Annotated in this window: 17 protein-coding genes and 1 tRNA gene; 6 read left to right on the forward strand and 12 right to left on the reverse strand. The window is 71.7% G+C overall.

The genetic code is table 11. The annotated features are described in order from the left end of the window. Positions 1 to 425 precede the first annotated feature (425 nt). From pheA to AB0C46_RS03495, 7 genes are all read right to left on the reverse strand, one after another. A complete protein-coding gene (gene pheA, locus AB0C46_RS03465; RefSeq protein ID WP_362825348.1) occupies positions 426 to 1352 on the reverse strand; it encodes a prephenate dehydratase in 927 nt (308 codons plus the stop codon). A gap of 143 nt (positions 1353 to 1495) precedes the next feature. Next, the gene (efeB, locus tag AB0C46_RS03470; RefSeq protein WP_362825350.1) at positions 1496 to 2944 is read right to left on the reverse strand and encodes an iron uptake transporter deferrochelatase/peroxidase subunit; all 1449 of its coding nucleotides are present in this window, start codon (positions 2942 to 2944) and stop codon (positions 1496 to 1498) included. Then, positions 2941 to 5295 (reverse strand): copper resistance protein CopC, encoded by a 2355-nt coding sequence (locus AB0C46_RS03475; protein ID WP_362825352.1) that lies wholly within the window; start codon positions 5293 to 5295, stop codon positions 2941 to 2943. Before AB0C46_RS03475 ends, efeB begins: the two co-directional genes overlap by 4 nt. Before the next feature lie 91 nt (positions 5296 to 5386). Further along, positions 5387 to 5833, reverse strand: a complete 447-nt coding sequence (locus tag AB0C46_RS03480; protein ID WP_362825354.1) for a copper chaperone PCu(A)C — start codon at positions 5831 to 5833, stop codon at positions 5387 to 5389. Then, a complete protein-coding gene (locus AB0C46_RS03485; protein WP_362825356.1) occupies positions 5830 to 6474 on the reverse strand; it encodes an SCO family protein in 645 nt (214 codons plus the stop codon). Before AB0C46_RS03485 ends, AB0C46_RS03480 begins: the two co-directional genes overlap by 4 nt. Before the next feature lie 94 nt (positions 6475 to 6568). Continuing rightward, a complete protein-coding gene (locus tag AB0C46_RS03490) occupies positions 6569 to 7357 on the reverse strand; it encodes a YcnI family protein (protein WP_362825357.1) in 789 nt (262 codons plus the stop codon). 145 nt (positions 7358 to 7502) lie between these two features. Then, positions 7503 to 8345, reverse strand: coding sequence for a hypothetical protein (locus tag AB0C46_RS03495; RefSeq protein ID WP_362825359.1), 843 nt, complete (start codon positions 8343 to 8345; stop codon positions 7503 to 7505). Positions 8346 to 8590: 245 nt separating this feature from the next. Here AB0C46_RS03495 and AB0C46_RS03500 point away from each other — a divergent pair, with 245 nt between their 5' ends. Both AB0C46_RS03500 and AB0C46_RS03505 read left to right on the forward strand, forming a co-directional pair. Then, positions 8591 to 9088 (forward strand): ATP-binding protein, encoded by a 498-nt coding sequence (locus AB0C46_RS03500; protein ID WP_362825361.1) that lies wholly within the window; start codon positions 8591 to 8593, stop codon positions 9086 to 9088. Between the two features lie 324 nt (positions 9089 to 9412). Beyond that, the gene (locus AB0C46_RS03505; RefSeq protein ID WP_362825363.1) at positions 9413 to 10060 is read left to right on the forward strand and encodes a TetR/AcrR family transcriptional regulator C-terminal ligand-binding domain-containing protein; all 648 of its coding nucleotides are present in this window, start codon (positions 9413 to 9415) and stop codon (positions 10058 to 10060) included. A 34-nt stretch (positions 10061 to 10094) separates the two neighbouring features. On the opposite strand, the gene AB0C46_RS03510 is transcribed toward AB0C46_RS03505, so the two are convergent. After that, the gene (locus AB0C46_RS03510) at positions 10095 to 11555 is read right to left on the reverse strand and encodes an aminopeptidase P family protein (protein WP_362825365.1); all 1461 of its coding nucleotides are present in this window, start codon (positions 11553 to 11555) and stop codon (positions 10095 to 10097) included. Between the two features lie 255 nt (positions 11556 to 11810). After that, positions 11811 to 13439 (reverse strand): PP2C family protein-serine/threonine phosphatase, encoded by a 1629-nt coding sequence (locus tag AB0C46_RS03515; RefSeq protein WP_362825366.1) that lies wholly within the window; start codon positions 13437 to 13439, stop codon positions 11811 to 11813. 722 nt (positions 13440 to 14161) lie between these two features. Between AB0C46_RS03515 and AB0C46_RS03520 the strand changes: the two genes are divergently transcribed. After that, a complete protein-coding gene (locus AB0C46_RS03520) occupies positions 14162 to 14911 on the forward strand; it encodes a bifunctional DNA primase/polymerase (protein ID WP_362825368.1) in 750 nt (249 codons plus the stop codon). 205 nt (positions 14912 to 15116) lie between these two features. Further along, the gene (locus tag AB0C46_RS03525) at positions 15117 to 15728 is read left to right on the forward strand and encodes a hypothetical protein (protein WP_362825370.1); all 612 of its coding nucleotides are present in this window, start codon (positions 15117 to 15119) and stop codon (positions 15726 to 15728) included. Between the two features lie 250 nt (positions 15729 to 15978). On the opposite strand, the gene AB0C46_RS03530 is transcribed toward AB0C46_RS03525, so the two are convergent. The 3 genes from AB0C46_RS03530 to AB0C46_RS03540 all read right to left on the reverse strand — a co-directional run bounded on the left by AB0C46_RS03530 (position 15979) and on the right by AB0C46_RS03540 (position 18647). Next, positions 15979 to 16947 carry a DUF5926 family protein gene (locus AB0C46_RS03530; protein ID WP_362825372.1) on the reverse strand — a complete coding sequence of 323 codons (969 nt, stop codon included), beginning with the start codon at positions 16945 to 16947 and terminating at the stop codon, positions 15979 to 15981. Positions 16948 to 17061: 114 nt separating this feature from the next. Further along, the gene (locus AB0C46_RS03535) at positions 17062 to 17661 is read right to left on the reverse strand and encodes an ATP-binding protein (RefSeq protein WP_362825373.1); all 600 of its coding nucleotides are present in this window, start codon (positions 17659 to 17661) and stop codon (positions 17062 to 17064) included. 140 nt (positions 17662 to 17801) lie between these two features. Then, positions 17802 to 18647: a glycerophosphodiester phosphodiesterase gene (locus AB0C46_RS03540; RefSeq protein WP_362825375.1), complete on the reverse strand. Its 846-nt coding sequence runs from the start codon at positions 18645 to 18647 to the stop codon at positions 17802 to 17804. Positions 18648 to 19237: 590 nt separating this feature from the next. Here AB0C46_RS03540 and AB0C46_RS03545 point away from each other — a divergent pair. Continuing rightward, a complete protein-coding gene (locus AB0C46_RS03545) occupies positions 19238 to 20710 on the forward strand; it encodes a trypsin-like peptidase domain-containing protein (protein WP_362825376.1) in 1473 nt (490 codons plus the stop codon). 52 nt (positions 20711 to 20762) lie between these two features. Continuing rightward, positions 20763 to 20849 (forward strand) — tRNA-Ser (locus tag AB0C46_RS03550). Positions 20850 to 21066 lie beyond the last annotated feature (217 nt).

Consider the following 21066-nt stretch of genomic DNA (forward strand, 5'->3'; position numbering starts at 1 on the left):
GTGTGGGCCCCGGGTTATCCCCCGGAAGCGCCCAGTTGTCCACAGGGGCTGGGGGATTCGGGATTCTTATCCACAGGCTGTGTGTGAGATCTGTGGAAGTCGGAGGTGATCATTCCGCTCCCGAAATGCTCGGCTATGGATTCCCTGTCCAAACCCCGTTCACGCACTCTTTCGTGTGGGATTGCCTCGCCCTAAAGGATTGATCACCTGAATTGTGCTGACGGTGCCCGACGTGCGGTGCTGTGGAATGGTGTGGGGTCAGTAGGGCGATATGTCGACTGTGTCCGACTCGCATGTCGACTTACCCACAGGTCGAGAACTGGCCCTGTGGATAACTTTGTGGATAACCCGGCGGCCTTCCAAAGCCGCAGGTCGTGCAGTTCCGCAGCGGTCGCCGGCCCGTCCGCGGAAGGCCCCGATCCCGCTCAGCCCCGCCCGTCCATGCAGCGCGCCAGCCAGTCCGACGCCTCGGCGAACGCCGGGTCGGTCATCTCCGGCCGCACGCTCGCCGTCACCTCGTCCGCCCGCGGATACGAGCCGAGGAACCGCACCTCCCGGCAGACCCGCCTGAGGCCCATCAGCACCTCGCTGACCCGCCGGTCGGTGAGGTGCCCCTCGCAGTCCACGGAGAAGCAGTAGCGGCCGATGCCCTCGCCGGTCGGCCGGGACTCGATGCGCATCATGTTCACCCCGCGCACCGCGTACTCCTGCAGCAGTTCGAGCAGCGCACCGGGGTGGTCCTCGCGCAGCCACAGCACGACCGAGGTCTTGTCCGCGCCGGTGGGTGCGGCGGGCCGGGCCGGGCGGCCCACCAGCACGAAGCGGGTGGCCGCGTTCTGTGCGTCATGGATGTCGGTGACCAGCGGCGTGAGACCGTACGTCGCCGCCGCGAACTCGCCCGCGAACGCGCCGTCGTAGCGGCCCTCCTGCACCAGCCGCGCGCCATCGGCGTTCGAGGCCGCCGACTCCCATACGGCTTCCGGGAGTTGCGCGGCCAGCCACTTGCGCACCTGCGGCTGGGCGACCGGGTGCCCGGTCACCGTCTTCACGTCGCCGATCGCCGTACCGGGGCGCACCAGCAGCGCGAAGGCGATCGGCAGCAGCACCTCGCGGTAGATCATCAGCGGCTCGCCGGAAGCCAGTTCGTCGAGGGTGGTGGTCACTCCGCCCTCGACGGAGTTCTCGATCGGCACCAGTGCCGCGGCGGCCTCACCGGCACGCACCGCGTCCAGGGCGGCGGGCACCGACACCATCGGGCTCAGCTCGCGGGTCGCCGCCTCGGGCAGTGTGCGCAGCGCGGCCTCGGTGAATGTGCCCTCGGGTCCCAGATAGGTATAGCGGCTGGCCGACATGGATAAGGACTCCCTCGCGTAACTGCGGGGGCACCCCGCCGATCTTCTCCCTGTCCTGCCACGATACCCAGCCCTCCCGGGACCCGGGCCGGACTTCCCTGGAGGGGTGATCCCCGGCGGCCGTCCCCGGACGGCCCGGTTCCTCAGCCCTCCAGCAGCGGCCGGCCCACGTAGTCGCCCGGCTCCGCGGCCGGCGGCACCGCGAACAGTCCGCTCGCCTCGTGCCGCAGGAACCGCGACAGCGCGTCCCCGCGGTCCAGCTTCCGCTGGATCTGGGTGAACGCGCGCAGCGGATCCGCCTGCCAGCAGATGAACAGCAGCCCGGCGTCCGGGGTGCCGTCCTCCCGGAACCCGTCGTGGTAGGAGAACGGCCGGCGCAGCATCGCCGCGCCCTGATTGGCTTCCGGCGCCGCGATCCGGGCGTGCGCGTTGGCCGGGATGACCGGCAGCCCGTCCGGGCCGTTCTCGTCCAGCCGCATCGGGGTGCTCTCGGAACCGCCGGTCAGCGGCGCCCCGTTGTCCTTGCGGCGCCCGATGACCTTCTCCTGCTCGTGCCGGGAACGCTTCTCCCAGTCGTCCAGCAGCATCCGGATCCGGCGCACCACGGCATACGAGCCGCCGCGCATCCACGCCTGGCCGGCGTCCCGCCCCACGAAGATCCGCTCGTCGAAGTCCTGGTCCGACGGCTTGGGGTTGTTGGTGCCGTCGATCTGGCCCATCAGATTGCGGGTGGTCATCGGGTGTGCGGTGGCGCCCGGTGTGCGGTGGAAGCCGTTCATCTGCCAGCGCAGCCGCGCCCGGCCGGCCGCGTCCTTCTGGAGCGCGCGCAGCGCGTGGAAGGCGACCAGTGCGTCATCGGCGCCGATCTGGATCCACAGATCGCCGTTGCTGCGCCCGGGGTCCAGTGCGTCGGCGGAGAAGTCGGGCAGCGGGTCGAGCTCCACGGGGCGGTGCTTCGTCAGGCCCGTACGCCCGAAGAAGCTGTGGCCGAAGCCGAAGGTGACGGTCAGCGAGGACGGGCCCGCGTCGAGGGCGACCCCCGTGTCGCCGTCCGGGGTCCGTCCGGCCATCAGCTCCTCGGCCGTCCGCGACCAGCGGCGCAGCAGCGCGGCCGCGGCCTTGCGGTCGCTGCCCGGTGCCAGGTCGAAGGCGACCAGATGCCCCTTGGCCTGCAACGGGGTGGTGATCCCCGCCTGGTGCTTGGCGCCCGCCGGCCGGAACGGAACCCGGGTGGAGCCGATGGTGGTCAGAGCCTTGGGGGCGTCGCCCTGCGCCGCGGAGACCCCGACGGCGCCCCCGGCCCCGCCGACGACCAGCCCGGCCGCACCCGCCGCGCCGGCGGTGCCGAGCAGCCGGCGGCGGGAGAGCTCCTTGGCGGGGGACCCGTCCGCTTCCGGTGCCGGGGCGGCGGCCGGGGCGGGTATGCGCCCGCCGTCCGCTCCGGCGGACCCGGCGCCGGGGCGCGCGCCGGGATTCTTCCCGCCGGTGGCCTGCTGTGCAGCGGTCTGCTGACGAGGGGCCTGCTTACGAGGGGTCTGCTTACGAGGGGTCTGCTTACGGGAGGTCTGCTTACGGGAGGTCTGCTTGCTCATGAGCCGATCTTCACGTTCTTGATCTCGGTCACCTGGTCGATGTCGGAGGTCCGTACGACCAGCGACAGCTGCCACTGTCCGGGGACCGGCAGCTGGACCCCGCTCGCGCGCCACTGGCCCTTGCCGGTGTGCCGGGTGGTGACCGACAGCGGCCCGAGCTTCTTGGCCTTCTCCGTGAAGGAGACCTTCACCTCGGGGACGTCCATGGCCTTGCCCGAGGGGTCGGAGATCCGCAGCTGCAGGGTGTTGGCGCTGCCGCTGCGCCCGGGGGCGAGGTTCACGCGGGCAGTGCCCTTGCCGCGCGGGCCGCCGGTGTCGAACGGGATGGTCAGTACCTGCGGCCGGCCGGCCTCGGCGGACTGCCCGCCCGAAGTGGCCTTGACCGCCGCCTCGGTACGGGCCGGCTCGGTGGCGGTCAGCGCCGTGGTGATCACGAGCAGAACGACCGCGACCGACGCCTCGGCCAGCACGGACCGGCGCAATCCCAGCCGCTCCGGGTCGGCGTCCCGCTGCCGCTTGGTCCGGGCGGTACGCAACGCGGCCTGCTGCCGGGCGAGTTGGGCGGCGCGGGCGGGGTCGGGCGCGGGGGTGTCGCCGTCGTCGGCAGCACCGTCGTCGGCAGCACTGTCTGCGGCAGCACTGTTTGCGGCAGCGGGGGCGCCGTTGGTGGCGGGTGCGTCGTCGGGGGCGTCGGGGCCGTCGGGAACGGGGGAGGAGCCGCTCTCCTGGGCGGGGCGGTTCTCCCGGGCCGGGCCGCTCTCCGGGGCCGGGCCCGCGGTGGCAGCGGCGGCCGAGGCACCGACGGCCGCCTTCTCCCTCTGCTCCTCCGCGTCCTTCTCCGCTGCCTTCCCAGCTGCCTTCTCGACTGCCTTCCCGGCTTCCTGCTCCGCTTCCTCCGGCGCCCGGAGTTCCGCTGCCGGTACCTCCGCCAGCCGCCCCGTCCACTGTCGCGATACCCAGGCGATCCCGACGAGCACCACGACCAGCGCCACCTTGACCAGCAGCAGACGTCCGTACGTCGTGTCGGCCAGCGCGCTCCAGGTGCCGACCTGCCGCCAGGACTGGTAGAGGCCGGTGGCCACCAGCACCAGCACGGAGCCGAAGGCGAGCCGCGAGAAGCGGCGGACGGCGCTCCGCTCGACGGGCGGGCCCCAGTACAAGGACACGACCAGCGCCGCCAGCCCGCCGAGCCAGGCGGCGACCGCCAGCAGATGCAGGACATCGACCGGCATCGCGACGGCGGTCTGCAGCCCGGTCGAGGCGTGTTCGGCCATCGCCCAGGTCGCGGCGAGCCCGGTGGCGACGATCACTCCGCCGAAGGCGAGCCCGAAGGTGAGGTCCTTGCGCCGCCTGGTCTGCTCGGCAGCGTCCACGGCCGGTTCGGCGGCGTCCACGGCCGGCTCCTCGGCGTCCGCGGCACCTCCTCCCGCCACATCCGACGCACCACGCTCGCCCGCCACACCCGGCTCGCCGCGCTCGTCCGCCGCACCCGCCGCACCACGCTCGCCCCCCGCCTCGGCCGCCCCCGCCGGTTCCTGCGCCCGCGCATACGCCCCGAAGAGCACCGCCACGAACAGCGCCGCGGCGGCGAGCAGCAGCAGCCGGGAGACCAGCGCCGCGCCGGGTTTGGTGATCAGGACCTGCTGGAGGCCGCCGAGGTCAAAGACATCGGCGAGCTCGCCGGACCCGGTGTACGGGGTGCGCAGCAGCAGCATCACCACGGTGGTGCCGGCCAGCAGCGCCCAGCCGTAGACGACCAGCCGCTGCACGGACCGTACGAGGGCCGCGGCGGGCCGGCAGGCCACCACGAAGGCGGCGCCGCCGGCCAGCAGCACGAAACCGGCGTAGGCGAGATAGCGGGCGATGCCGTACAGCGTGCCCACCAGACCGCCACCGGCCTCCTGTTGGGGTACCGGGGCGGTGGTCTTGGAGGGGGCGCCGACCGAGAAGGTGAAGGCACCGGACACGGGGTGGCTGTCGGCGGAGACCGCCTGCCAGGCGACGGTGTAGGTACCGTCGCGCAGCCCCGGCGGCAGCCCCGCGCCGTATTTGACGACGCGGTTGCTGCTCAGATTGCGCAGCTTCTCGTCGTCCACCCGCTTGCCCTGCGGATCCAGCACCCGGATCGAGTCGTCGCCCATCGCGACGCCCTCCGAGAAGGTGAGCGTCACCTGCTCGGGGGCGCGGTCCTCCACCGAACCCTGCGCGGGGGTGCTGCCGGTCAGCGCGGCATGCGCCGAGGCCGGTGCGGCACCGCCGAGCCCGCCGATCAGCGTCCCGGCCAGCGCGAGCGCGACGACCAGCAGGCGCAGCACGGCGGACCGTCGCGGCCGAAGCCCGGTGGTGACCATAGTGATCGCTCCCCTTACTCCCGTTGTCTGTACCGGCCGTGCTGTGCTTCCGGCCGCTGCTGGTTTCTGCGGACCTCTGGTGTTTCTCCGGCTACTGCTTCGGCTGGTAGTCGGCGGCCTTGACCGGGATCGCCAACTGGATCGGATCGGCGGTGGCGAAGTGCAGCTCGACGGTGACGACGTCGTTCTTGGCCGGCTTGTGCTTCAGGCCCATGAACATCAGGTGGTTGCCGCCGCTGCCGAGCCGGAGCGCGCCGTTGGCCGGGACGGCCAGGGAGTCGACCTGCTCCATCTTGTTGCCCACCGTCTTGTGGATCGAGATGTGCTTGGCCACGTCGCTGGTGACCGAGGTGAGCTTGTCGGCGGTGTCGCCGTTGTTCTTGACGGTGAAGTACGCACCGGCCATCTGCTGGGTGACCGGCTGCGGCATGTACGCGTCGGTGGCCTCCAGCTTCGGGGCGCTGTCCCCGCCGCAGCCCGACAGCGTGAGACCGGCCGTGAGGGTGAGGGCGGCGGCGAGAGTGGTGCGGCGGTTCACGGGTTCTGCCCCTTGATGATCTTCGGAAGTGCCTTGGTGAAGTCGTCGGAGGTGGCCTTCTGCATGGCCATCCAGTGGACCTTGTCGTCCTTGGGGGAGGTCAGCAGAACCTGCGCGCCATGGGTGGAGACGACATCGCCGTTCTTCTTCTTGACCGGCTTCTCGATCCCGATGTTCACGCTGCGCGCACCGGCCTGGATGGTGTCGAACTTGCCGGTCAGGCCGGTGAAGTCCTTGTTGATGCCGCCGAGCCACGTCTTGAGGGTGGCGGAGGTGTCGCGCTCCGGGTCGGAGGTGACGAAGACGACCCGCAGATCCTTCTGCTGGGCCTTGGGCAGCTGCTTCACCGCGACCGCGATGTTGGCCATCGTCAGCGGGCAGACGTCGGGGCAGTTGGTGTAGCCGAAGTAGATCAGGGTCGGGTGGCCCTTGGTCTTCTCCGGCAGGTCGTACTTGGCGCCGTGGGTGTCGGTCAGGACCAGGTCCGGCTTCGCCATCGGGCTGTCGAGCGTGATGATCGACTTGGTGGCGGTGCCGCCGGAAACCTGGGCGGCGGGCTTGCTGTCGTCCTCGCCGCAGGCGGTCAGGCTGAGGGCCGCGGCCGCCGTGAGGGCGGACGCGAGCAGAGTCGTTCTACGCATTGCAGATAAATTCCGTTAAATCCCGTGAGTTGAATCCCGTTTGTCCGGGAAAGGGCGCCGGGCCGGCGCGGGTCGGGCGCCGGCCCGTCCGTGATCAGGCGCTGCGGCGCCGGCCGGCGAACACACCGAAGCCGACTCCGATGATGCCGACGACGATGCCGATGGCGCCCAGGACGCGCGCCGTGGTGTCGCCGGCGGAGGCGTCCTCGGTGGCCGCGGTGTTCTTGAGCCGGCTCTTGCCGTCGCTCTTGGCGTCCGCACCGGCGGCGCCGTGGCCGTCCTCCTCGGCAGCGGTGAGCTTGAGGACCGGCGCGGGGCTCTCCGGCTCCGGGGCGCCATCCTTCGTCGGCTCGATCCAGCGCACGACCTCCTTGTCGTCGTACGTCTGGAGGGCCTTGAAGACGACCTGGTCGGCGTCCTCGGGCAGCATGCCGACGGAGACCGGGAACTGCTGGAACTGGCCGGCCTCGACGCCCTTGTCCTCCGCGGTCCAGGTGATCTTCGAGGGAGCCTCGTTGATCTTCTCGCCGTGCATGTCGATCGGCTTGGCCAGCTTGGACTTCTTGACGTCCACCTTCCAGCCGGGCACCGGCTGCGGCATGACGGACGCCAGCGGGTGGTCCGTCGGCAGCGTGACCTCGAGCTTCACCGTCGAGGCGTCGTCCTTCTCATTGGGCACCTTGAAGTTGACGGTCGCATAGCCGCCCTTCGGGGCGTCGCCCACCGGCTGCACGCTGACGTGCGCAAAGGCCGGTGCTGCGAGCAGCACCACACTGCCGACCGCGGCGGCACCCACGAGCGGCAGCCGTCGCGCGAGCCGCCGCGGTCGCGACACGTCCGACTGCTGCTGCGGCATCTGCGTCATCTTCGAGATCTTCGACATCGGAAAAACACTCCACAGGAAGGAGGAAAGTGCTGGTGACGGTGTAGGTGGCGCGCGTGCGACGACAGCGCGCGAGCCCGTACCCCTCTCCCATGCCTCAAGGGCATGGGAGGGGCCCCCATGTGGGAGCGTGCTTCGCGCGATGTCAGGCCGCGAGGGCCAGGGTGGGTGGCCCTCGCCTGACGACACTGTGGTGGAGTGCGAGGTCCTTCGGGCCGGGTTTGTCATCCCCGTACGAAACGGGGGCGCGCCGCGCCTCGTCGTGCGCCGTGCCGAGGCCCATGAGCAGGGCCCGGAGCAGCACGAGCGCCCCGCGCACCGCACCGACCAGAGTCCGTATCGCCAACTCGTACGCGCCCGGAGCCGACAGCCGGACCAGCCGCCACAGCGCGACCTCGCCCCGCCGCAACAGCCAGCCGATGGCGAGCGCCGCCAGCAGATGCCCCAGCAGCATGGGCAGTGACGGCAGCAGGCCGTGCACCGTCACCGGGTCGGCGGCGGCCGTGCCACCGGCCGTACCGTGCGCCGCCGGTGCGGCCACCCCGGCGGCGGAGGCCGCGTCGAAGCCACCCGAGCCGAGCACCCGGCGCGCCTGCGCCCCGTCCATCCGGCCGGTGCCGAGCCCGCACATCAGATGCCGGGCCATGCTGATCGCGGCCTGGTCAGAGAGCCCGCCGGCACCGGATCCGCTCCGCGCCACGGCGGGCACCGGCTGCTGCCCCCAGGCGAACAGGGCATGCAGGACGAGCTGTCCCACGGCGAGCCCCACGGCGATCCCCGGCAGCGAGCGTTCCCGCCCGGCCAGCGGCGCTGCGACCGCGAACACCGCGGCGGCGGCGAGGCCCAGCGTCCACAGCGGGACGGTGGCGCACGAGGCGAGCATGTGCCCGGCCGCGGACAGCGCGACGCAGACCGCGGTGAAAACCGCGGCCCTCAACAGCCGGAGATCGGCGGCTGCGCGCGCTGTGGAGGCGGGCGGTGGAGTCATGGCCGCGCCATCATCCCACTGGTTCCAAGGACCCCCGACGGCAGGTCGGTGTCAAGGGGCGCCCAGTGGGGCGTCCGAGGACGCAGGCGGGCGCGCGACGGCGCATGGGCAGCGCGGCACCTACACCGATGCGCTCACTCTTCGCATCCGCCGAATGAGCGGTATCACGTCCCGGACATGCTTACGGACCTTGCGGCGCGGCAATAGGTATCGATATGTCGAGCCGCGGCCAGGAGGCTGGAGCGATGAGCATCTGGTGGTCACTCCATTTGCGGCGCGAGGCTGCGAGCGTGCCGCTCGCCCGTCGCCTGCTGCTGGGCACGATGGAGACAGCGGGCGTGGACCCGGACATCTGTTACGACCTGTCGGTGGCCCTCTCCGAAGCCTGCGCGAACGCCGTTGAGCACGGGGGCGACGCCGCCACCGAGGACTACCGCGTCACCGCCTTCATCGACGGCGACACCTGTCGTATCGAAGTCACCGACTCGGGCCCCGGCTTCCGCCACTGCCCGGCACCCCCCGCCCCACCCCATACGGCCATGGACCGCGCCCTCCCGCCGGCCCCCGTGCCCACCCCCGCGCAGGCTCCCGAGTTTGCCGAGGACGGCCGGGGGCTCTTTCTGATCGAGGCCCTCACCGATCACGTCCGCTACCGCAACCGCACAGGCCGTCCCGGCGCGGTGGTCAGCTTCGACAAGATCCTCAAGTGGCGCGAGGGGGCGGCGCTGCCGATGGCGTCGTGAGGCGGGGCAGACGTCACGCCTCCCGGACCGGCGCGACCGCCCGGCAGCCGTGCTCCTGCTCGTCGACGGAACCGCGGAGAAGCCATGCCCGGGGCGCCAGGAGATGAGGTGTCAATCCGGGCGAACCTCGGCAGTGGGATAATTGGCCGGAAATCGCCTACTGGGGAAGAGGGGCAGCGCGGTCTCGCGGTGAGAGGACCTCCCCCGCGGCGTCCCCTGTGCCTGCGAGACCAGCGCGCACCAGGATTAACGCGAGGTTGCTCGCGTTAACTTGTCTCGGACAATACTTGGCGTGAACCCGCACTGCAATACGGAGCCGTCGTGATGACAGCGCACCATGCCCCGGGCGAGACCCGGCCCGGCGGGCGTACGGCCCGCACCCGACAGGCCGTATTGACCGCTGTCTTCGAGGAGTTGGACGAGGTCGGCTTCGCCGGGCTGACCATGGAGAAGGTCGCGCAGCGCTCCGGAATTCACCTGGCGACGCTCTATCGCCGCTGGCGCTGCATCGAGGGTCTGGTGTGCGAGCTGCTGACCGAGTTGAGCTCCGATGTGCCGCTGCCGGACTCCGGCAGCCTGCCCGAGGATCTGCGCGAGCTGGCCCACTCCATAGCCGCCTTCTTCGCCGAGGCACGGATGACCTGTCTGATCGAGGCGGTGGTCTCCGCCGCGGCGCGCGACCCGCAGGCGGCGGCGGTGCTGCGGTCCTTCTTCGGCGAACGGCTGACGCTGGCCGGCCGGATGGTGCAACGGGCCGTCGACCGCGGCGAACTGCCCGCGGACACCGACCCGGAGGAAGTGATGTCGGCGCTCGGCGCGCCCTTCTACTACCGGATCCTGATTGCCCGCCGGCCCGTCGACGGGCACCTCGCCGAGTCCGCCGCCACCGCCGTCTGGGCGGCGGCCCGCGCGGGCGCCTACACGAGGAAGGACGGCCGCCCCGCCAGCGACACGTCTCCCGGCGGCGGTTGACGCCACCGGGAGACGGACGCGGTGTCCTGCGGTGCTACGTGCCGAGCAGCCCGGCCATCCAGGCCTCGACCTCGTCCGACCGGCGCGGCAGCCCGGCCGACAGATTCCGGTTGCCGTCGTCCGTCACGAGGATGTCGTCCTCGATCCGGACCCCGATGCCCCGGTACTCCTCCGGCACCGTCAGATCGTCCGCCTGGAAGTACAGTCCGGGCTCGACGGTCAGCACCATGCCGGGCTCCAGCGTGCCGTTGACATAGTGCTCGGTGCGGGCCGCGGCGCAGTCGTGGACGTCCAGGCCGAGCATGTGGCCGGTGCCGTGCAGGGTCCAGCGGCGCTGCAGCCCCAGGTCCAGCACCCGCTCGACCGGTCCCTCGACCAGGCCCCACTCGACCAGCTTCTCGGCGAGCACCCGCTGCGCCGCGTCGTGGAAGTCGCGGTAGGCCGCGCCCGGCTTGACCGCCGCGATGCCCGCCTCCTGGGCCTCGTACACCGCGTCGTAGATCGTGCGCTGGAGGTCGGAGTAGCGGCCGTTGATCGGCAGGGTGCGGGTGATGTCCGCGGTGTAGAGGGTGTGGGTCTCCACACCGGCGTCCAGCAGCAGCAGATCGCCGGAGCGGACCTCGCCGTTGTTACGGACCCAGTGCAGGGTGGTGGCGTGCGGGCCGGCGGCGCAGATCGAGCCGTAGCCGATGTCGTTGCCCTCGACGCGGGCGCGCAGGAAGAACGTGCCCTCGATGTAGCGCTCGCTGGTCGCCTCGGCCTTGTCGAGGACCTTCACGACGTCCTCGAAGCCGCGCACCGTCGAGTCGACGGCCTTCTGCAGCTCGCCGATCTCGAACTCGTCCTTGACCGCGCGTGCTTCGGAGAGGAACACCCGCAGTTCCTCATCGCGCTCGGCGGTGACCTTGTCGGTCAGCGCGGCCTCGATACCGGCGTCATGGCCGCGCACCACGCGGACCGGGCCGGTGGCCTCCTTGAGCGCGTCGGCCAGCTCGCGGACGTCCTTGCAGGGGACGCCGAGCAGCGCCTCGGCCTCGTGCAGGCTGTGGCGCCGGCCGACCCACAGCTCGCCCATGCCGTTGAGCCAGAACTCGCCGTTCTCACGGTCGGAGCGGGGCAGCCGGTGGATCGTCGCCTGGTGTGTGTCGCCCTTCGGCTCCAGGACCAGGACGCTGTCGTCGGTCTGGTCGCCGGTGAGGTAGACGTACTCCGTCGAGGCGCGGAACTGGTACTCGGTGTCGTTGGAGCGGGTCTTCAGGTTGCCCGCCGGGATCACCAGGCGCTCGCCGGGGAAGCGCGCGGACAGCGCGGCCCGGCGCCGGGCGGCGTTCGGGGCCTGCTCGACCGGCTGCAGATCGCGCAGCTCGGTGTCGGCCCAGCCGCTCTTCATGTTCTCCGCGAGCTCGTCCGAGACGCCCGGGTAAAGGCCGTTCTTGCGCTGCTTGATCGGCTGCTCGTCCTCGTCCGGGGTCTCCGGCGTGAGCTCGTCGGTCACAATGCCTCCTTTAAAGACTGAACCGCATTCCATCGTATGTGCGGATCGAAAGCGGTCCAGAGGCAAGAAGGTGTGACCTCTCCGGCACACCGGCCATAGGAGGCAGGGCGACCGGCGGGTCCGGGCGGGCGGTGTAGGCGGGGCGTGCGGTGGAACGTCCGCTTCCGGCCCTCCGCCGTGTGGGGCGTGCTCAGGGCCGGCCCTGCGACCAGGGCCGGGGGCCGCCGGACCGGCCCTGAGCCGCCGGACCGGGGGCTACTCCTCGAAGTACGCCACGAGCAGCACGACGTCCTCCTCCGACAACGGATCGTTCAGGCCCTGCGGCAGCATCGTGCGCACGATGTGGTCGGCGACCGCCTCCGGATCATGACGGGCGGCCGGAGGGACGCCCGCGGCGGCCGCGTGCAGCCGGGCGAAGGCGCGGTCCATGGGCTCACCGGTCCGGTGCAGCAGCCCGTCGCTGTAGAGCAGCAGGGTCTCGCCGCCGGCCGGCTCGATCTCCACGCTCGGCGCCTCCCAGCAGGCCAGCATCCCCAGCGGCGCGGACAGCGAGGTCTCCACGTACTCGGTCCGCAGATCGCCGAGGATCAGTGGCGGGCAGTGGCCGGCCCCGGCCAGGACGACCTTGCGGGCGAAGGGATCGGTGATACCGCCCGGCATCGGGGGCGCGGGCGGCCCGCCCGGCGCGCCGGGCGGCGGCTCGGTGAAGGCGAACAGCGCGGTGGCGCTGCGGGCCGGCTCGGTCAGCCGCAGCAGCAGTTCGAGGTCGGAGAGGACCGCGACCGGATCCTCGCCCTCCATGACGGCGTAGGCGCGCAGGGACGCCCGCAGCCGCCCCATGGCCGCCACCGCGCTCGGCCCGGAGCCGGTCACCGAACCGATGGCCAGGCCCAGGGCGCCGTCGGGCAGCGGCAGCGCGTCGTACCAGTCACCGCCACCGCGCGGCCCGCTGTGGTGCCGCACCGCGAGGCGGACGCCGGGGATCCGCGGCAGCCGGTGCGGCAGCAGCTCCTCGCGGAGGGTCCGGACGGCCTGCCGGCTGCGGTGGAGTTCGAGGAGGCGGGCCAGGTGCTCGGCGGCGTGCGCGCGGTAGAGGCCGATGAGATGGCGCTGCCGTTCGGTGGGCTCGGCCGGTTCGTCGTAGAGCCAGACCGCGGCGCCGGTCCTGCCGATGGGTTCGGCGGCGAGCGGGACCGCGTAGCTGGCGGCGTACCCGAGCCGGGCCGCGACCTCGCGCAGGCGCGGGTCGAGGTCCTTCTCACCGGGGATGTCCGGTTCGGAGATCTCGGTGCACGCTCCGGCCGCCGCCGCGCCGCGCGGGCCGGGGGGACGGCCCGCGCCGCGCGCCTCGTGCCGGGTGTCGTCGAGCGGTCCGGTCCGGGTGTCGTCGCCGGCGGCGCCCGGCTCCGGGAGGCCGTCCAGTATCCGCGCGTACGACAGGGCGCGGCGCGGGATGGTCTCGATGGTGCCGATCTCGGCGTGGCCGAGCCCGAGCCCGACAGTGGTCTCCGGGCCGAAGCCGTCGGCCGGGGCGAGGACGACCAGACCGCGCCGCGCGCCGACCAGGGAGGCGCCGGCGCGCAGCAGCTCGTGGAGGGCGTCCTCCAACGTGCGGGTGCGCGCGAGCTGTTCGGTCAGGTCGTGCAGGGTGCTGAGGTCGGAGATCCAGCCGGCCAGCCGGTCCTGGACGGCGGCGAGCTGATCGACGACGGAGACCTCTGGGGCGGCGCCGGGGGCGGTGTCTGACGCGGTGTCGAGTGCGGTGTCCCGAGGGGCGCCCGGGGTGCCGGACAGGGTGTCGGAGGGGCGATCCGCGGGGGTTTTCCCCAGATGCGGGTCGACAGTGTGAGTGGGGGCGGGAAGAGCTGGTTCGATTCCAGCCACTTTCGGTACGTGAGGGGCCGTCATGGCCGGCGACTCTCGTTGCGCCGGGTGATGTCCCAGGTCAGGCCGCTTTTTGATTGGGAGTGCGGCATTTTGTTGAGTGATGTTGTGCGGTGCGGTTGGCCGCTCAATTTCCTCAATAGCATCGCAAACCCCCATGTCATGCTGCTCCGCTATCAATGCCTCCACATGTACACGCATCAACGATGTGATGTCCAGCACTCTACCCATGGGGTTTGTGGTGTCAGCGAGGTCCGGAGATTGGCCTGAAAATTGCCCCCCAAGCGTCAATTTGAGGTCGACTGACGGCGATCAACAGCGCGTCATCATCACAGTGGCGGGTACGTACTCGGAAAGGTGCGGGGCCAGTTGGGGCCGCACCGGAACTCTCCGGCGGACACCGGCGTCTAATACGGCGACGACCGCGACGCACCCCCAAGAGGCGGGGACTGCACCACGGAGGCGCAATCGCCAGGCGCGCGCCACCCCCCGCCATGTTCCACGCTCGGCGTACGGCGTGATGCGCTGCCTTGTACACGCGGTGACCAGTGATCCACGTGGCGTGATCGAGATGCGATCGACCCCGGGCTGCCCGGCCGGGCCGCAGGAAACGCCACACCACGGCATGAAGCGGCACGGCACGAACGACGGCGAACCGGCAAGAAGTGCCATGTAGTGCGATGGACAAAGCCCTCGGCGTTAACGGAAAGGAACGAGCGCTCATGCGCGAGATCCTCGGAAGGCGACGCAAGCTCCTGTTCCGGCGCGGCGGAAGGTCGGCGCTGCTCGGTGCGGCGCTCCACTGCGCCACCGAGTGGCAGTGGCCCGTACTTCCCGGTGTGGGGATCAGGCCCGCCGGCCGCCAGCCGGCCGGCGCCCGGCTCGGCCTCGGCGAGCGGACCGGCCGCCGGTGCAGCTGCCCCGACCCCGAATGTGTGGTGCCCGGCGCGCACCCCTTCGACCCCGGCCTGCTGGCGGCCACGACCGATGCCCGGATGGTGCGTTGGTGGTGGACGAACCGCCCCGATGCCCCGATCGTGCTGGCCACCGGCGGCCGCGCGCCCTGCGCGGTGAGCCTGCCCGCCGTCGCCGGCGCCCGCGCCCTGGCGGCCCTGGACCACTTCGGCGTGCGCCTTGGCCCCGTGGTGGCCACGCCCACCCGCTGGTCGCTGCTCGTCTCGCCGTACGACCTCGCGGAGTTGGGCGAGCTGCTGCACTCCCAGGACTGGGTGCCCAGCTCGCTGCGGTTCCACGGCGAGGGCGGCTATGTGGTGCTCCCGCCCTCCCAGATCGCCGCGGGCCGGGTCCGCTGGGAGCGGCCGCCGGCTTCCCCCAAGCTCTCCACTTCGTTCGAGAAGGGGGGGCCCCCATCCTCGGCCGCGCCCTGGCTGCCGAAGGTGGGCACGATCGTGGACGCACTGGTCATGGCGAGCACCAGCACTCCCGACGGCGGCAGCCGGCTCGCGTACTGACGTCCGCGGAGCTGTCCGGGCGCCCGTCCCGCCCGGCCGGCGGGCGGTCGGAAACAACGCGCGGGCGGATCACCCGTTCGGGTGTGACCGGCCCGGACAACTACGGGAAACCAGCGTCCGGGTGCCCGGGCGCACCCCCACCGCCCGATAGGTTCGGCCCACCGTCAAGCCGTCGTCAGCGGCATCTGAATCCAGGTGGGGGCCCATGCAGCGTGCGCAGAAACTCCGCATGACCGGGCTCACCGGCGTGGCGGCGCTCGCCATCGTCGTGCCGCTGGGCGCCGCAATGGCCGGTCCGGCCGACCTCACGGCTTCCGGGACGGCCGCCACGTCCGAAAACAGCTCAGCGGCCGAAAGGGTCATCAGGCCTGATAGTGGCGCCAATCCGGGCAAGAGCCCCGTCACCGCCGGTGCCCGGACCTCCACTGGCTCCCCCGCCCGCCCCGGCCTGTCGCCCCTCTCCGGCCGCACCTCCCGCTGCGGCCCCCAACTCACCGCTCCCCAGCGGATCGAGGCCCAGACCTGTGTGCTCGCTGACGACGGTCTGACCTGGGGGCGGACGTACTACCGCAATCGCACCGGCGCCCCGCTGCGCGCCGCACTGACGCTGCTGCGACCGGACGGCACGACCGTCCAGGTGCACTGCGAGGTGTCGGCGGCCGACGCGCCGGGCATGTGCGAGACGCCGACCGGGGCGACCGTGCGCAGGGGCGGGCCGTACGGTGCGGTGGCGGAGTTCTCCGACGCGGCGGGGGAGCGGCTGCTGCTGCGCTCCGGTAGCAACTCGTCCGCGGGAGGCAGTGGTTCGGACCACTGACGGTGCAGGGGGCGCTGACGGCCGCCCGGCCGAGCGGAGCGCCCGGCTCCGGACATGGAAGCGCCCGGTCGCTGGCGACGGGGGATGCACCAGCGACCGGGCTTCTAGAACCGTAACAAGAGATCGGCAGTTCGCAAATTCGATCGTGGAATTCCGGACGCCTATTTACCGGCAGGTACGGGGAGTTGTGACAGGTGTCACGCCGGAGGTCCCCGGAGGCATCCGTTCCGCACGGTCGAGGGCGGTCCGGTCAGCTCAGGGTGACCTGGCGGTTGGTGAGCCCGCCGCGCGCCCGGCGCTCCTCGGGGGTCAGCGGGGCGTCCGTCGCGAGCGCCTCGGCCAGCCGCTCGGCGAACGCCGCGGCCGGCTTGGCGACGTCCTCGGCGCTCATCGACGAGGGCAGGTCCCAGACCGGAACGACCAGACCGTGGGCGCGGAACGAGCCCACCAGACGGGTGTCTTCACCGAGCGAGGAGGCACCCGCGGCGTGCAGCCGGGCGAGCGCGTCCAGCAGCTGCTCCTCGGGGTACCCGGTGACCCAGCGCAGGTGGTTCTTTTCCGGGGCCTCGCACCAGTACGCGCCCTCCAGGCCGGGAATCCGGGCGGTGGGAATGGCTGCCGCGTTGGCCCGCTCCAAAGAGGCGGCGACCTCGCCGGTGGCGTTCTCGGCGTTCTCCACCCAGAACTCGAAGCCGGTGTGGACGGCCGGCTCGAAAGCCGCGTCCGGGTCGAGCAGATCCTGCAGCCGCGGACCGTCGGGGGCCGGGCGCCCGGCGGCGACCGGCGTGCCCGGCTCGGCGGTCAGTGCGCGCTGCAGGGTGTCGGCGAGGTCGCGGCTGAGGTCGCCGGAGGCGGTGTCGTTCTGCAGGCCGAGCAGCACCGCGCCGTTGTCGCGGCGCAGCGCGGGCCAGGCCATCGGCAGCACGGTCGCCAGCGTCACGGACGGCACGCCCTCGGGCAGCCCGCCCTTCAGGGTCAACTCGGCGGTGGCGGCGGGCACCAGCTCGCGCAGCGCCACCCAGTCGCACTCACCGGGCAGGCCCTCGAAGGGGCGCTGCACCAGCTCGGTGGCGGCGTGCGCCGCCTGTCGCCCGTGACAGGCCTTGTACCGGCGGCCGGAGCCGCACGGGCAGGGCTCACGGGCGCCGACGACCGGCACCTCGCCGTCCTTGATCTGCGATGCTGCGGCCTGGGGCTGGGGACGGCGCTTCTTGGCCATGGCGACGGTGTCTCCTGGTCGATCCTGGGCGTACGGACGCGTTTCGGCGCGAGCCTAGAGGATTGCGTACGTCGTCGCGCTCGGTCGTGAGCCGGGCCGTGTCCCGCCGTGCCGCTACGTCAGATCGTCGAAGTCCGGGAAGTCCGGGAAGCCCGGGGTCAGCGGCCGTACCGTGCTCACTCCTGTGCCCGCGGCGAGCGAGGGCGGCAGATCGGGCGTCAGATCCACGCGCGTAGCGAATGCGCCCTGGAGCGAGAGCGCCGCCCAGACCGTGACCTCGCCGACTACGGAGTCGCGGACGCCCCAGTCCTTGGCGAGCGAGCGGATGATCGCCAGCCCGCGCCCGCCGCGCGCCGTGACCGACGGAGTGGCCGGAAGTGGCCGGGTCGGGCCGCCGCCGTCCGTGACCGCGACGGTCAGTCTGCCCTGTGCGTCGATACGCCAGGACGCCCGGACGGATGCCGAGGGGGCGTCCCTTGCCTCCGCCGTTGCGGAGCCCGGTGATCCGTTTTCGTATATCGGACGCGCATGGCGACACGAATTGCTCAGCAGCTCCGAAAGAATGAGGACCGCGTCATCGACGACTGTGTCCTGAACTCCACTTGCCAACAGTTCTTCACGCATGCGTCGCCTGGCCATGCCCACACCCACGGGACCATGGGGTACGGCCATGATCGACGACGTCGGCACCTCTTGTGCCACCACCAACGCCACCCCCGAGACCTCCTTTGCCCCACGCCACGGGATGAATGCCCCAATGGACTGGACCGGAAACCGGCCAAGCCGCACATGGTGACGCATTGGACACAATCGAATACGGGCCGAATGCGCCGGTGCACACCCTGTGATGGGCTCTAGGTAAGGCCGAGTTGGTTTCGTACCTGCTTGGGGCGATTTGTAATCACCGCGTCCACGCCCAATTCCTGGCAGAGCTCGACATCGGCGGTGTCATTGACGGTCCATACATGGACGCGATGGCCCGCGCGATGCGCCTTGGCGACGTAGTCGGGGTGCGAGCGGAGGATGCGTATCCCGGGCCCCGCGATACCGACCCCGGGCGGGAGCCGGCCGTCCCGGTGCCGCGGGGTGAGGAATTGCATCAGGTAGACGCCGGGAATGTCGGGCGCCGCGGCCCGCACGCGATGCAGTGAGCGCGCCGAGAAGCTCATGACCCGCACCGAAGGGGTCCAGTCCGTACGCGTGGCCGGATTCGTGTGCCCGAATCGGGTCAGCAGCTCGACCAGCCGCTCCTCCACCTGTCCGGCCCAGCGCGTCGGATGTTTGGTCTCGATGGCCAGCTCGACCCGGCGGTCCGCGTCGGCGACCAGCTCCAGCAGCCGCTCCAGCGTCAGTACGGAGGTCCGCTCGGGGTCCTCGTGCTGCCGGTCCGGCGCCTCGTTCGCGAACCCGTCGTCCTTCCAGGAGCCGAAGTCGAGCATGGCGAGATCGGCGAGCTCCAGGGCGGAAACCGAGCCGCGCCCGTTGGACGTGCGGTTCACCCGCCGGTCGTGTACGCAGACCAGATGCCCGTCCGCGGTCAGCCGGACATCGCACTCCAGGGCGTCCGCCCCGTCCTCGATCGCCTTGCGGTAGGCCGCGAGGGTGTGTTCCGGGGCGTCCTCGGAGGCACCGCGATGGGCGATGACGGAAATGGCGGGACGGTCCGGACGGGCGTCCTCGGCGGGGCGTACATAGGTCACCGCGTTATCGTGCCATCCACCGCTGAAGGGCCGCCGGGTGCGTACCCAAGGCGCGGAACAGGGGCTGCGCCGGTTTTGTCCGGCATAAAGGATGAGGGGACAGTCACAGCCTCGGCTTACGGTGCCCTGACGCGCCGTGGGAAAGGGTGGAGGGGAGACTCGCCCGTATCGCCCGGCCCGGCCCACCGGACCGGACCTGCGGACGGGGCTCGCGCACGGCCGGGGTGTGCGGGACGGGACCTGCGGACCACGGCCGGCGGCCCCCGGACCGGCGGACCGGGACTCGCCCGTATCGCCGGGATCCTTAATCCTGGTACCGGGATGCCCGTCCACCGGCACGAGGAGCTGTACGACCCGGAGGGCCCGAGGCCCGCCGGGCCGGAAGAACCGCACCACCCCCCGGCGGACCGCGAGGCCCGCCGGACCCAGAAGGACCGCACCACCCGGACGCACCCCCAGGGTCCGGCCGAATTGCAAGCCCCGGAAGAAGCGGCCCGCCCCGGATCTGGTCATGGATGAGATCCGAGGCAGCAGGGAAGCAGCCTGCCAGGGCCGTGGACGCTGATAGTCATGAAGCTGAGGAGAGAGCTGTGAGCACCGAGAACGAGGGAGCCGCCGTCCCGTCGGAGGCCAAGCCGCCGACCGGGCCGCAGCCGGACAGTGCCCCCGCGTCCGCCTCCGGCGCCCAGGCTCCCGACGCGCCGTACGCGCCGCCCCCGCCGCCGGGCTTCGCCCCGACCGTCGGCTCGGCCCCGGGCGCCGGACACCCTCCGCAGCCCGGCTTCGGCCACCCCGGCGACGAACCCACCACCGAACACACCGCCCAGATCCCCCCGTACCCGGGCACCGGTCATGGCGCCGCCGGAGCGGGCGGCGGCTGGGGCCAGCAGCCTCCGTACGGCGGTGACCCCTGGGGCGTGACCGGCAGCCCGGCGCCCAAGCGGCGTAACGGCGGCCTGATCGTGGCCGTCCTGGCGGCCGCGCTGGTGGCCGGCGGTGTCGGCGGCGGCATCGGCTTCTGGGCCGCGGGCCAGAACGACAGCGCCTCGACGACGGTCTCCGCGTCCGGCGACCCCGGCGCGCTGAACCGCAAGCCCACCTCCGTCTCCGGGATAGCGCAGAAGGCGCTGCCGAGCGTCGTGACGATCGAGGCGCAGGGTGCCACCGGCGAGGGCGGCACCGGCACCGGCTTCATCTACGACAAGCAGGGCCACATCCTCACCAACAACCACGTCGTCGCCAGCGCGGCCGGCGGCGGCAAGCTCACCGCGACGTTCTCCAACGGCAAGAAGTACGACGCCGAGGTCGTCGGCAACGCCAAGGGCTACGACGTCGCCGTGATCAAGCTGAAGAACGCCTCTGGCGCCCCGCTCAACCCGCTCCCGCTCGGCAAGTCCTCCCATGTGCAGGTCGGCGACGCCACGATCGCCATCGGCGCCCCCTTCGGCCTGTCCGGCACGGTCACCACCGGCATCATCAGCGCCAAGGACCGCCCGGTGGCCTCCAGCGACGGCGGCGGCAACAGCGCCTCGTACATGAGCGCCCTGCAGACGGACGCGTCGATAAACCCCGGTAACTCCGGCGGCCCGCTGATGGACGCCGCCGGCAATGTCATCGGCATCAACTCCGCGATCCAGTCGGCGGGCAACGGCGGCGGTCTGGGCGGCGAGTCCCAGCAGTCCGGCAGCATCGGCCTGGGCTTCGCGATCCCCATCGACCAGGCCAAGCGGGTCGCCCAGGACCTGATCAGGACCGGCAAGCCGGTCTACCCCCAGATCGGCGTCCAGGTGAGCCTGCGGGACGCCGGCGACGGCGCGACCATCGCCGAGACCGGCGGCAACGGCTCCAAGGCCGTCGCCCCCAACGGCCCCGCCGACAAGGCAGGCCTCCGCCCCGGCGACAAGATCACCAAGCTCGACGACACGGTGATCGACAGCGGCCCCACCCTCATCAGCGAGATCTGGCAGCACAAGCCCGGCGACCAGGTCACCCTCACCTACAAGCGCGGCGGCAAGGAGCAGACGACCCAGGTCACCCTGGGCCAGCGCACAGGCGACAAGTGACGCGCTAGTCTGATCCCGCGACACCCACGCGCCCCGCGCACAGGTGCCGCGGGGAGGCTTGCCCGAGCGGCCTAAGGGAACAGTCTTGAAAACTGTCGTGGCGGCAACGTCACCGTGGGTTCAAATCCCACAGCCTCCGCAGAGGTCAGCGACTTAGCTGGTCAGAAGGGGTGCCCGAGAGGATCGGGCGCCCCTTTTGTGTGCGCTGACGCGCCTCGGTTCGCCCGTATCCCGGCACGGGCCAGGACGTACGGGCCAGGTGGGAGCGGATGATCATTCCCGTTGTTGCTGCGGTAGCGCCGGGCGCGGCGTCGCGGAGCTTGGCTGAAAAACGATTGTCCGTGGCGATTAAGCGC

Origin of the sequence: Streptomyces sp. NPDC048637 (genome assembly GCF_040650675.1) — a bacterium.
Taxonomy (GTDB): domain Bacteria; phylum Actinomycetota; class Actinomycetes; order Streptomycetales; family Streptomycetaceae; genus Streptomyces.

Bases quoted from the DNA above. Each gene is read 5' to 3' on its own strand.
- pheA (WP_362825348.1), bottom strand. From the start codon at position 1,352: ATGTCGGCCAGCCGCTATACCTATCTGGGACCCGAGGGCACATTCACC.
- efeB (WP_362825350.1), bottom strand. From the start codon at position 2,944: ATGAGCAAGCAGACCTCCCGTAAGCAGACCTCCCGTAAGCAGACCCCT.
- AB0C46_RS03475 (WP_362825352.1), bottom strand. From the start codon at position 5,295: ATGGTCACCACCGGGCTTCGGCCGCGACGGTCCGCCGTGCTGCGCCTG.
- AB0C46_RS03485 (WP_362825356.1), bottom strand. From the start codon at position 6,474: ATGCGTAGAACGACTCTGCTCGCGTCCGCCCTCACGGCGGCCGCGGCC.
- AB0C46_RS03490 (WP_362825357.1), bottom strand. From the start codon at position 7,357: ATGTCGAAGATCTCGAAGATGACGCAGATGCCGCAGCAGCAGTCGGAC.
- AB0C46_RS03495 (WP_362825359.1), bottom strand. From the start codon at position 8,345: ATGACTCCACCGCCCGCCTCCACAGCGCGCGCAGCCGCCGATCTCCGG.
- AB0C46_RS03500 (WP_362825361.1), top strand. From the start codon at position 8,591: ATGAGCATCTGGTGGTCACTCCATTTGCGGCGCGAGGCTGCGAGCGTG.
- AB0C46_RS03505 (WP_362825363.1), top strand. From the start codon at position 9,413: ATGACAGCGCACCATGCCCCGGGCGAGACCCGGCCCGGCGGGCGTACG.
- AB0C46_RS03520 (WP_362825368.1), top strand. From the start codon at position 14,162: ATGCGCGAGATCCTCGGAAGGCGACGCAAGCTCCTGTTCCGGCGCGGC.
- AB0C46_RS03525 (WP_362825370.1), top strand. From the start codon at position 15,117: ATGCAGCGTGCGCAGAAACTCCGCATGACCGGGCTCACCGGCGTGGCG.
- AB0C46_RS03530 (WP_362825372.1), bottom strand. From the start codon at position 16,947: ATGGCCAAGAAGCGCCGTCCCCAGCCCCAGGCCGCAGCATCGCAGATC.